The sequence below is a fragment of the Massilia glaciei genome, from assembly GCF_003011895.2.
Classification (GTDB): domain Bacteria; phylum Pseudomonadota; class Gammaproteobacteria; order Burkholderiales; family Burkholderiaceae_D; genus Telluria_A; species Telluria_A glaciei.
On record NZ_PXWF02000278.1, the window covers coordinates 18756 to 30061 of the forward strand.

The 11306-nt window shown below is 63.0% G+C and carries 12 protein-coding genes and 1 pseudogene; 5 read left to right on the top strand and 8 right to left on the bottom strand.

The annotated features are described in order from the left end of the window. The first annotated feature begins 167 nt into the window (after window positions 1-167). Window positions 168-2036, top strand: a complete 1869-nt coding sequence (locus C7C56_RS20860; RefSeq protein WP_106759281.1) for a glycoside hydrolase family 2 protein — start codon at window positions 168-170, stop codon at window positions 2034-2036. Window positions 2037-2099: 63 nt separating this feature from the next. On the opposite strand, the gene C7C56_RS20865 is transcribed toward C7C56_RS20860, so the two are convergent. The 5 genes and pseudogenes from C7C56_RS20865 to C7C56_RS20875 all read right to left on the bottom strand — a co-directional run bounded on the left by C7C56_RS20865 (window position 2100) and on the right by C7C56_RS20875 (window position 4683). Further along, window positions 2100-3317 carry a PepSY-associated TM helix domain-containing protein gene (locus tag C7C56_RS20865; protein ID WP_229458896.1) on the bottom strand — a complete coding sequence of 406 codons (1218 nt, stop codon included), beginning with the start codon at window positions 3315-3317 and terminating at the stop codon, window positions 2100-2102. A gap of 217 nt (window positions 3318-3534) precedes the next feature. Further along, entirely contained in the window at window positions 3535-3756 is a 222-nt protein-coding gene (locus C7C56_RS30040) for a hypothetical protein (protein ID WP_229458897.1), read from the bottom strand. Between the two features lie 30 nt (window positions 3757-3786). Continuing rightward, the gene (locus tag C7C56_RS30045) at window positions 3787-3987 is read right to left on the bottom strand and encodes a hypothetical protein (protein WP_229458899.1); all 201 of its coding nucleotides are present in this window, start codon (window positions 3985-3987) and stop codon (window positions 3787-3789) included. A 70-nt stretch (window positions 3988-4057) separates the two neighbouring features. After that, window positions 4058-4234: pseudogene (locus tag C7C56_RS30545) on the bottom strand (hypothetical protein); the annotation flags it as partial. Further along, window positions 4207-4683: a helix-turn-helix domain-containing protein gene (locus tag C7C56_RS20875; protein WP_106759283.1), complete on the bottom strand. Its 477-nt coding sequence runs from the start codon at window positions 4681-4683 to the stop codon at window positions 4207-4209. The gene C7C56_RS20875 and the pseudogene C7C56_RS30545, both read right to left, overlap by 28 nt. Before the next feature lie 221 nt (window positions 4684-4904). On the opposite strand from C7C56_RS20875, the gene C7C56_RS20880 reads away from it, so the two are divergent. Further along, window positions 4905-7055, top strand: a complete 2151-nt coding sequence (locus C7C56_RS20880) for a TonB-dependent receptor (protein WP_229458898.1) — start codon at window positions 4905-4907, stop codon at window positions 7053-7055. Between the two features lie 103 nt (window positions 7056-7158). Here C7C56_RS20880 and C7C56_RS20885 read toward each other — a convergent pair whose 3' ends face one another. Then, complete coding sequence (locus C7C56_RS20885; RefSeq protein WP_106759291.1) at window positions 7159-7584, bottom strand: hypothetical protein; 426 nt, start codon at window positions 7582-7584, stop codon at window positions 7159-7161. A gap of 274 nt (window positions 7585-7858) precedes the next feature. Next, window positions 7859-8176, bottom strand: a complete 318-nt coding sequence (locus tag C7C56_RS20890; RefSeq protein ID WP_106759284.1) for an ArsR/SmtB family transcription factor — start codon at window positions 8174-8176, stop codon at window positions 7859-7861. 113 nt (window positions 8177-8289) lie between these two features. On the opposite strand from C7C56_RS20890, the gene C7C56_RS20895 reads away from it, so the two are divergent. From C7C56_RS20895 to C7C56_RS20905, 3 genes are all read left to right on the top strand, one after another. Next, the gene (locus tag C7C56_RS20895; protein WP_106759285.1) at window positions 8290-9039 is read left to right on the top strand and encodes an MBL fold metallo-hydrolase; all 750 of its coding nucleotides are present in this window, start codon (window positions 8290-8292) and stop codon (window positions 9037-9039) included. 198 nt (window positions 9040-9237) lie between these two features. Beyond that, window positions 9238-9792: a hypothetical protein gene (locus C7C56_RS20900; protein ID WP_106759286.1), complete on the top strand. Its 555-nt coding sequence runs from the start codon at window positions 9238-9240 to the stop codon at window positions 9790-9792. Then, window positions 9711-10469, top strand: coding sequence for a hypothetical protein (locus C7C56_RS20905; RefSeq protein WP_370660233.1), 759 nt, complete (start codon window positions 9711-9713; stop codon window positions 10467-10469). The genes C7C56_RS20900 and C7C56_RS20905 overlap by 82 nt, the downstream gene beginning before the upstream one ends. 248 nt (window positions 10470-10717) lie before the next feature. Here the strand turns inward: C7C56_RS20905 and C7C56_RS20910 are convergent, their stop codons facing one another. After that, window positions 10718-11026 (bottom strand): BON domain-containing protein, encoded by a 309-nt coding sequence (locus C7C56_RS20910; protein WP_106759292.1) that lies wholly within the window; start codon window positions 11024-11026, stop codon window positions 10718-10720. Between the last annotated feature and the right edge of the window lie 280 nt (window positions 11027-11306).

The window sequence follows — 11306 nt, forward strand, 5'->3', positions numbered from 1 at the left end:
AGCACGGCGCGCCGGCGGCTTGCCGGCCGTCCGCACGTCGATCGGCGGATTGCTCAACTTCTTGCGCAACAAATTGCTCAGTTGGCCGCCGTGCAAAACTAAAATATTAGCATCTCAAGCGGGGCGCCGCCCCGACCGCTCAATTTTCCGCCAACCGAGACCTTCCCATGTCCTTGTTCGCCCGTGTTACCCAGACCGCCCTGTTGTTCTTCGGCACCTTTCTGCTCGGCGCCGCCGTGCACGGCCAGTCGCTGCGCCCGGCTTTCCTGCTGACCGGCTCCCTGCACCGCGACAGCCAAGACCTGTCCGGGCAGTGGACCTATTCCAAGGACCTGTACCGCACCGGCCTCACCGACATCAACGGCTGGGTCGCAAAATCGCGCATGCAGCGCTTCCGCGACTTGGACGTCGCGGCCGAGGAAGCCAAGGCCGGCGCCACGTTCTACGAATTCGACATGGACCGCGGACCGCTGATGGCCATCCCCGGCGCCTGGAACGCGGCCAAACCCGCGCTGCGCTACTACGACGGGCTGATCTGGTTCCAACGCAAATTCAAGAGCCGCCCCCTTAATGGCGGCCGCGCCTTCCTGCGCTTCGAAGCGGTCAACTACCGCGCCCACGTCTACCTCAACGGCAAACCGATCGGCCGCCACGAAGGCGGCTTCACGCCCTTCGTGCTGGAGGTGACCGACGCCCTGCGCGCCGGCGACAACCGCCTCTCGGTCGGCGTCGACTCGACCCACGACGCGCAGTCGATCCCCACCATGGTGACCGACTGGGACCTGTACGGCGGCATCACCCGTCCCGTCAAGCTGGTCTACACGCCGGCCACCTTCGTCGACGACGCCACCCTGGCGCTGACAAAGGACGGGCGCATCAAGGGCAGCGTGCAACTGGCCGGCCCGCAGGCGGCGAACCAGACCGTCACGGTCGCCATCGGTGAGCTGGCCACCGTCAAGGCCACCGCCGACGCCAGCGGGCGCGCCGAGATCGACCTGAAGGCGCCGCCGCGGCTCAAGCGCTGGTCGCCCGACAGCCCTACCCTGTACGACGTGCGCTTCAGCGTCGCCGGCGACGCGCTGCGCGAGCGCATGGGCTTTCGCACCATCGCCGTCAAGGGCAGCCAGATCCTGTTGAACGGCGAGCCGGTTTTCCTGCGCGGCATCTCGCTGCACGAGGAGGAGTTCGGACCCAATCCGGCGCGCAACATGACGGAACAGGCGTCGCGCGCGCTGCTTTCCGAGATCAAGCACGGCCTGAACGGCAACTACGTGCGCCTGTCGCACTACCCGCATTCCGAAACCACCGTGCGGCTGGCCGACGAAATGGGCCTGCTGGTGTGGAGCGAGATTCCGGTGTACTGGACGGTCGACTGGGAAAACCCGGCGGTGCTGCAAAAGGCGCTGGCAATGCAGGCCGAGACCATCTACCGCGACCGCAACCGCAGCGCGGTGATCCTGTGGAGCGTGGGCAACGAGACGCCGGTGTCGGAGGCGCGCACCAGGTTCCACAGCGCGCTGGCCGACAACGTGCGCCAGCTCGATCCTTCGCGCCTGATCAGCGCGGCCCTGCTGGTCAAGCGCAAAAAGGTCGGCGACGACGACGTCACCGTGATAGACGATCCCCTGCTCGACAAGCTCGACGTGCTGGCGGTGAACACCTACGCTGGCTGGTACGGAGACGATCCGCTGTCGGCGCTGGCCGGCCTGAAGTGGCAAATGCCGGGCGACCGGCCGCTGATCCTGTCCGAGTTCGGCGCCGATGCGCTGGCCGGATACTGCAATGACGGGATGAAGAAGTTCACCGAGGAGTATCAGGCGCAGTACTACCGCCAGACCCTGGCGATGTCGGAGAAGATGCCGACCCTGGTCGGTTTGTCGCCGTGGATCCTGAAGGACTTCCAGTCGCCACGGCGCGAGCATCCGGTGTTCCAGAACGGCTGGAACCGCAAGGGGATCATGTCGGAGACGGGGGTGCGTAAGGAGGCGTTCGGCGTGCTGAGCGACTACTACCGCCAAAAGGCCGGCGCCCGGTAGGCGTTGCCAGCCGGCGCGGCACGCGAACGAGAATGGGGACCGGTGTGCAGCGCCGCAGGCGCATCAATACATCAACGCCTTCCTGCGCAGTTTCACCCATATCACAAGGCCGGTCACGAAGAACATCAGCGGCAGAAATCCCACCAAGCTGACGAAGATGCGTCCCGCCAAGCCGAACGCCTCGCCCGTGTGCAGGGGGAACAACCAGCTTAGCAATTTGTCGCCTCCGCGCGCGCGCTCCGGATCGATCACGCGCAGCACGCTGCCATCGCCCGCGTCGACGCTGATCCTGGTCGCGCCCGGTCCCTGGCGCAGTTCGCCGGGCTGGCGTACGCGAATCTCAAAAGGCTGGCCGGCATCGGGGGGAAACGATATGCGCGACACCCGCCCCTCGGGAAACCGCGTTTGCGCCGCGATCAACGCGGCAGAAACGCCGATGCCGACCCGCGCCGGAGCGCTCTTGTTGACCACCTTGCTTACGGGCGTCAACGGCAAAAACACCGCCACGACCGGCTTTACCCATTGCGGCATGTTGAAATAAACCCCCGATAGCGCCATGATCAGCAGCAAGGGAGCGGCGAAAAAGCCTCCTGCGCGGTGCAACTGGAAGTTAAACCGCGGCCACGAGCCCCCGTGCCGGACCGTCAGTGCGTGCCAAATCGCCGAGCGCGTCATCCTCGGCCACCACAGGAACATGCCGGTGAGAATCGCGAGCGCCAGCGACACGCCGGTGACCGCCACCACGACCTTGCCCGTTTCGCCGGCGACCAGGTAGCGGTGCACATGGAACAGCGTCGGCATCAGCAATGGCCGGGTGAGACCGGCCTCCCCCCAGTTGCGCTCCCCCACCACCGTCAGGTTCGCGGGATCGAGCATCACCTGGCGCGTCACTGCCGTGGCCGTGGCCGCCTTGCCGGCGCCGGCCGCCGGGCGGTACCAGGCGACGAAGACGCCGCCCGCATGCCCGGGCAACTCCAGCATGCTTGGCGTGCCGTAGCGCGCGTCGCCCGCCAGCAGGCGCTCGAGGGCTTGCACCTGTGCCGGTTCGATGCGCATGGGCTGGCCGTCGCGCATTCCCGCCGGCGGCGCCACATGCAGCAAGCCCGGATTGAGCATGCTGTCGAGTTCGTGGATCCAGCTCAGGACCGATCCCGTCAGCCCGAGGACGACCAGGATCGCCCCGAAAATGAGGCCGGTCCACAGATGGACCACCCGAGCGAGTCTTTTCATAAAATTATGGCCGAAGCAAGGTGCGTCACGCCAAATGAGAATAACGCTCATTTGACATGGCGACTTGAATGAGAATCGTTATCATTCAGATTCTACATTGCCAGCGGCAAAACATGCTGTTTAAATTCAGGGATTGTTTTACACGACCGCTATCGAGCCCCTTTCGCGCCCAGATGCCTGATGGCGAATCCTGCGCATTCCCAGCGGACGCGTCCAGCACATTTTCTGTATTTAGCGTTGCGGAGCGTAGGCCATGGGATTCTTCCATTCAGTCTGGTTGAACTTGTTTCGCGCGCATTGACGTCAGCACTTGCCGCAGCTTGGCGCAGGCCTCGTCAAACGGGGGATGAAATCCCAAAGAGTCGACAGCGTCAAATTGCAGTTTCAGCGGCACGTTGCGCTCGTCAAGTTGTTGGAAGACCGCGTCGACATGGCGCAGTACAAATTGAGCCGCAGAGGTCAGCGCCTCCGGTTCGCGCGCCGCGATCAACGCGAAATCAAAGATGTCCCGACCGGTGATTCAATCGCCACGATGCCACATTTTTTTGGCGATGATCTCCACCGACGTTTCGATACGGACCTCGTGTCCCATGAGCATCGCCCACTCGAATCCCGGCGCGGTAAGGTTCGGCGCCGCGACAAAATCGATCTCCCCCTCGGCAAGATACAATTTGACGTAGCCGGCCGCCTCCACATAGTCGCTGGTGATGGATTCGGCCACGTCTCAGACGCGGCGTGACGAATCCCAACGATTGCGGGTCCGGCACGAAGATGTCGATGTCCTTGCTGACGCGGTGGCCATAACGCAGCATGAGGACAGTTCCGCCGCCGAAGGTCCAGAACGGATCGACTCGGGGTTTTTTGGCGATCTCGCCGATAAGGGTCAGCGCCTTGCCAAACAGGGTTCGCCAAGTCGTCGGGACGCCGGCGGTGTCGTCCTTTACCATACCGCCCGACATGTTTTCCATTCCACTGCCCAGCGGCTCAAGTTCTTCATGATTTTCTTCGCCGGCACCTCGGGCGTGGCCGCCTCGGCGACCGCTTTCACGACGACGGGCAGCGGGGTCTCGTCCAGCAACGCCATGAGGTGGGGTTGGTAGCGCTTCGGCGCATCTCCCGAGCGCAGCATTTGGGACAACATGTCGGGTGAAAGGAGGTCGCGGTAACTGGTGCTGACGCTGAGCGCGGCCACCGCAAGCGCGCTTTTCAGCGCCGCCGGCTGTACCGTCGCCACATCCATGCCGATAACATCCATGACCGCCTTCAGTTTGGCGAAGCCCAAGTCTTTCAGCGTCCCGTTTTCGAGCTGGTTAATGGTCACACGGGACAGGCCGGCGAAGTTGGCCAGATGCTCCTGCAGTAGGCCGGTCTGTACACGCTTGTTGCGGATTTCAATGCCGATCTGAGCCAGGTCCATGCCGCCGCAAAGAAATGTTAAGTATATTTAACAGTATAGCCATCTGCGCGAAAATGCCAAGCGGTTTTGCGGGCCACTTGGCTGCGGCGACACGAGAGCGACATCAAGACAAATGAGAAAAACTCTCATCTGGCTTGTTAAATTGAATGAGAATCATTATCATTGACATCCTACATTGTCTGGCGGCAAAACACGCTGCCTAAATTAAAGGATTGTTTTACATGACCACTATCACCCCCCTTTCGCGTGCGGTTGCCGCCGCCTGTCTGTCCATGGCGGCCGTCAACTCTTTTGCCCAGCAAGCCGAAGCGGGCGCCGAGCCGACGATGATCGAGGTGGTCGTGACCGCAACCCGCGGCGCCAAAGCCGTCGACAAGATTCCCGGCGCGATCTCGGTCATCAGCCAGCAAGAATTGGCCTCGCAATACCTGATCGCCGACGACCCGTCGCAGGCCTTGGCCACCTTCATTCCGGGCTACGCGCCAAGCCGGCAGAAAATGAGCTCGACCGGGGAATCGCTGCGCGGGCGCCAGCCGCTGATCCTGCTCGACGGCATTCCGCAGTCCAATCCCCTGCGCGCCGGCATGCGCGAAGGGTATTTCGCCGACAGCTTCATCATCGAACGCATCGAGGTGATCAACGGCGCATCGGCCGTGCAGGGCATGGGCGCGACCGGCGGCATCATCAACTACATCACCAAGTCGCCACGCGCCAACGGCACCACGCACGGAGTGAACATCCGGGCCTCGACCCAGTTCCGGTCGGACAACCTGGACTGGAAGACCGGATATTCGATCTCCCACAAGTCCGATGCCTTTGACTTCCTGGGCTACGCGGCGCTGCAAAAGCGCGGCATGGGCTACGACGGCAAGGGGCGCCGCCTGGGCATCGACACCGTCCAAGGCGACACCCTCGACACGCATGGCGACGACCTGTTCGTCAAAATAGGCAAGAACTTCGGGGACCAGCGCTTGCAGCTGTCGCTGAACCGCTTCAATCTCGAGGGCGACGGCGACTACATGAAAAATCCCGACGCCACGGGCGCGGACTTACCGACGAGCTCGATCCCGGGCACGCCGCAAGGCGAGGCGCCGCGCAACAAAGTGCGCAGCGCAAGCCTTGACTACCGGCACGCGAACCTTGCCGACGGCAGTCTCACGGTGCAACTGTTCAGCCACGAGTTCGAATCGCTGTACGGCGCAACCAAGGTGGCCACCTTCCAGGATACGCGCATCGCCCCGGCCAACACCCTGTGGGACCAGTCGCAAATCCTCGCCGACAAGCTCGGCTCGCGCCTGACCTACGTGCGTCCCGACACCTTCGTCACCGGGCTGGAGGCCACGGTCGGCGTGGACGTCCTGCGCGACCAGACCGAACAGCGTTTGGCCATCACCGGCCGCATCTGGGTGCCCCTGTTGAAGTTCAACTCCACCGCCCCTTTCGCGCAGCTCGAATATGAGTTCGGCCCGGTCACGCTGCGTGGCGGCGTGCGCTACGAAATGGCCGAACTGGAGGTCGACACCTACACCACGCTGGCCGCCTACGGCAGCCGTACGGTGCAGGGTGGGTCGGCCGAGTTTTCCAAGGCGGTCAAGAATATCGGCGCGGTCTGGCGCTTTGCGCCGGGCTGGTCGGCCTTCGCGGCAAGCTCGGAGGGATTCGGGCTGCCAGATGCCGGCTTGGTGCTGCGCGGAGTCAACAACCCGGACCAGTCGGTATCGAGCCTGATCAGTCTCCAGCCCATCGTCACGCGCAACAACGAAATCGGCGTCAACTGGCGCGGCGCCAATGGCCAGTTCGGCATCTCGCGCTATGACTCGCGCTCCAAGCTCGGCAGCGTGATCCGGATCAACTCGGCCGGGGTTGGCTTGGTCGAACGCGTGCCAACGACCGTCAAGGGCTGGGAGGTGAGCGCGGAATGGCGTCCTTCGAAACAACTGTCGCTCTCGGGCAGTTACGCCCAGACCGACGGCAAAACCGCCGCCACCCAGGGGGCGCCGATGGACCTCGCGCTTGGCGCGCGTTCGCAGGGGCCGGACAAGGCCGTTCTGGCCGGTAACTGGAAGTGGTCTCCCGCAGTGCGGTTGCGCTTGCAAGCGACCCACCTGTTCGACCGCGACATCAATGTCGGCCGCACGGTCGGCACCAGCAATCTGGAAGAAAACTTCGCGGGCTATACCCTGGCCGATGCCGCAATCACCTTCGACACCGGTCACGGCCGCGTCGGTGTGAGTATCGAAAATCTGTTCGACAAACAGTATGTCGGCTACTACTCGCAGTCGGCGGCGGCGGCCGATCCCGGCAATACCTACGCCGGACGCGGGCGCACCTTGGCTGTGAATTGGAGCCGCATGTTTCGATCCGCGCGCTAATGGACCCGCTAATGGACCCGCTAATGGACCTTAAAGTACCGATGAGCGCCCCACCGCGGCGATGAGGTGCTTTTGAAGGCGGGACGCAACTTCAGCAGCCGCGTTAGGCGGCGTTGGGGTTGCGCAGCGCGTCGAGCAGGCTGTATTTTTCGCGGTCGATTTCGCCCCGCGTCCGCACACCCAGGCGGCGCAACACCGGCAACGGCGGGCACCAGCCCTGCACGCCGTGCTGCAGCAGGAACGGCAGCACGAACGCCGGGAGCGCCAGCCATTTGCGGTTGGCCGTGACGCCGAGCAGCAGCCCTGTGAGCGCGAGCGCCGAGGCGTTGACCTCCAGTACGCGCTCGATATCCCATTCGCTGTCAAGTTCGTCAATTCGCCGTTGTATGGCGTCCTGCCCCCGTCTTGCGAAACGGGCCGCGTTGTCGTCGGTCTCGCGGTCGATCTTGAGGTTCACGTGTTCGGCGGTGGAACGGCGCACGCGGTCGGCGCTGGCGCGTGTTGGATCTTGAGCGTAGGTGGTTAGCATCGTGCCCCCTTGGATGACGTTGATCGCACGCGCTCGCGCGCGGCGCATTTGGCATCCAAGTATTATGGCGCGGGCCGAATGTCGTCGCTTCGATTCCCCTGCGCACGGCCGCGCGGTGCGCGTACGGCGGCAGCGGATGGGAATCGGGCACACATCTACACCGATTTAAGCACCATTCCGACGGCAACCACCAAGCAGACAAGCGCAAAGGCAAGCTTGAGATGAACCCGCATGCCCGAGAGCCCCCCCGCGATGGAGCCCGACATCGCGGTTCCTATGCGGGTGGACAGTACAGTTGGTAAAGGGTCTGCAGCACCGCCAGCGCTTCCCGGCTGGCAATGCTGTAGAAAATCTGTTTGCCCTCACGGCGGGTGCTCACCAGTTGCTCGTCGCGCAGCACGGTCAGTTGCTGCGACAGCGTCGGCTGGCGGATGCCTGTCATCGTTTCGAGTTCGCTGACCGAAAACTCGCCCTGGGCCATCTGACAAAGCAGGAGCAAACGGTCCGGGTTGGACAGCACTTTCAATAGTTTTGATGCCGCGTTCGCCGCCGCCGCAAGTTTGAGTAGTTCGAGTTCGTTGGTGTTCGTCATTGCTGGTCTGATCAGAGGGACGTGAGGCCTATACTATACCACAACATAATATATAAGAGTCTTATATAATGTATCCGCGTACGGCCCATCCAGGGCACCACCAAGGAGCCACCATGATCTTCCGCCAACTTTACGAGCCGCTGTCGAGCACCTACACCTACCTGATCGGCGATGAGCACACGGGCAACGCCGTGCTCATCGATCCGGTCATCGCCACCATGGACCGTGATCTGGCCGAGCTGCGCCGGCTCGGCCTGACGCTCGCCTACACCGTCGACACCCATATCCATGCTGACCACATCACGGCGGCGCTCGAACTCAAGCGCGCCACCGGCAGCGCGATCGCGGCGCCGGCGCATGACAGGCTTCCGTGCGCCGACGTGGGCCTCGAGGACGGCACGCCGTTCCAGGTCGGCGGCATCACCCTGCAGCCATTGCACACCCCGGGCCACACCGCCGGCCACTACGCGTACCTGTGGGACGATCGGGTCTTCACCGGCGACGCCTTGCTGATCGACGGTTGCGGCAGGACCGATTTCCAGGGCGGCGACGCCGACGCGCTCTACAAAAGCGTGCGCGAAAAGCTGTTCTCCCTGCCCGGCGAAACCCTGGTCTACCCCGGCCACGACTACAAGGAGCGCTTCGTGTCGTCCATCGAGCAGGAGAAAAAGCGCAATCCCCGCCTGGGCAGCGATGTATCGCTCGAACAATTCAAGTCGATCATGGCCAAGCTCGCGCTTCCCTACCCCAAGTTCATGGACTACGCCGTTCCAGGGAACAAACTGTGCGGGGTGTGTCCGCCAAACCTGCCCGAAAACTTGTCCAACTATTGCCGGCAGATGAGCGAAAGTCCGCAAGGCTAAGCCCGTTTTCGCTTTACGGGAATGCCGGCCGGCATCCGATGGGCCTTCCCAGCAAAGTGCCCGGCGCCACTTCGCCATGCGGGTGGCGCCGCGCTTGATCGCTCACAAACACTATAAGGGCTTCGCCACCAAATCGACTACAGATGAGCTGCCTATACTGGTTCGCGGACCATCCCGCGCAATTTCGGGGAGCACATCATGTTGTCGTTACCAGAAGCATCGACCAGCCGGGGCCTCGCCAAGCTCTGCCTGATCTCCACAATCGTGTTTTCATTGAGCGCATGCGGCGCCTCCAGCTCGGGCGGCGCCAAACCGCCCCCACCAGGCCCGCATCATCCCCCGCACAAACTGACCTACGACGTGATACCACTGAGTTTGGGCGGGGACCTGTTTGTGCCGTTTGTCAGCAACCGAGGCATCACGCCGGACGGCAGGGTCGTCGGTTTCACCAGCGTGCCGGACGGTCCGCTGCATGCGTTCCTCTACGACGGCCAGAAGACGATCGACCTCGGTACGTTCGGCGGACCCGATTCGCGCGCATGGGCGATCAATAAATGCGGCCATGTGGTCGGTTCCGCCGCAATAAACGATAGCCACAAGCGGGCCTTTCTTTACGACGGCGTCATGCGCGATCTTGGGACGCTGGTGGGCCCAGTTCGGAGGCGCTCGACATCAGTGCCTGTGGCAAAGTCACCGGCTGGGCCAACACCGCGGCCGGGCCCGAGCACGCATTCCTGTACGAGGACGGCGTGATGAAGGACCTCGGCACCCTGGCCGGGGCCAATTTCTCATCCGGGAGCGCGGTCAATTCGCGTGGCCAGGTGACCGGTTTCTCGGGGATCTCCGGCAATGGCTTTCACGCCTTCCTGTACACCGGCGGCACGATGGTCGACCTTGGCGCCTTTGGCGGCGACATCTCTCCCGGTCGCGCTATCAACGAAGCCGGGCAAGTCGCTGGCCAATATCGCGGCGCCGACGGACAGACCCGCGGATTCATTTACGACGGCACCTCGATGTCCGACCTCGGCACCCTGGGCGCCCTGCCCGGCGCCGAATTTGTCGGTGTCGAGGCGATCAACGAATCCGGACATGTTACCGGCGTCGCCGTCACGGCGGGCGGGCTGACACATGCATTCATCTACCGCGGAGGGCAGATGTACGATCTCGATCCCGGAGGTCTGAAATTTTCTCGCGCTGCGGGCCTCAACGATAAAAGTCAGGTTGTCGGCACGATGCTATTTGCGGGTGGAAACGTCGAGCACGCTGTGACGTGGTTGCCGGACGGCGAAATGATCGACCTGAACATGCGCATTCCGCGCGCGCCACGCGGGATGCTGCTGATCGAGGGCTTGGCGGTCGCCGACAATGGCGCCATCGTGGCCCGCGCCAATACCGGACTGGTCTTGTTAAAACCAGTCCACAAGAAATAGCCAGCGCGGCACGCCATTGGATTGACTCTAAGCAGCCAGTGGGGGAACTAACATCTTGTCATGCATGGCGATGCCAACACGAAGGCATTGTCGCCGGGCCGGGTGAACGCGTAGACATCGTTTCGGGCATCGCCCCCCTACGCAGTCAGCCGTCCGCCTTTCACGTCGAAGGCGCCCCTGCGTTGATGCCGGATCGTTCCAATGCCATAAATGCCGTCACCGGGCCGCTGCCGCCCGCGCAGCGCTACTCACTTTACGATTAGTGCGTTCTTGACTTCCTGCACCCCTTCGACACGGCTGGCGAGATCGACCGCCCGGCGGGCGCTCTCGGGCGAATCGACGAAGCCACTCAACTGCACGGTGCCCCTGAATGTCTCGACCTGGACGTCCGTGGCTTTGACGATCGGGTCGACTGCCAGCCTTGACTTTACCCGCGCGCTGATGGCGGTGTCCTCAAGCGCCACACCCATCCGGCGGTCTGTGGGAGAGGTCTGGCAGGCGGTAAGACCGATAAACAAACTAAGGAAAAGTGCGGTGCTTGCTCGCGTAAGTTTCATGCTGTTCTCCAATTATTGAATTATTGGCCGGGATGCGGTGGACTTGCATAAATTCGATCACGAAGCGACGAATCAGTTCCGCCCCGAGCGGTCCACCTCCACCTTCCACATCATTGGATACCTGCCTGGCAGCGCCGCTGCCGCACCTGTGCGCTATTTGTGCTCGAACTGCTCGCTGGCGTAACGGGCGATGTCGTTCATGCCCGAGCCGGCGTCCATGTGGGACTTGAGCCAGCCGGCCTGGCCGCCGCCGGCGAGCAACTCCTCGATCATGCGCACC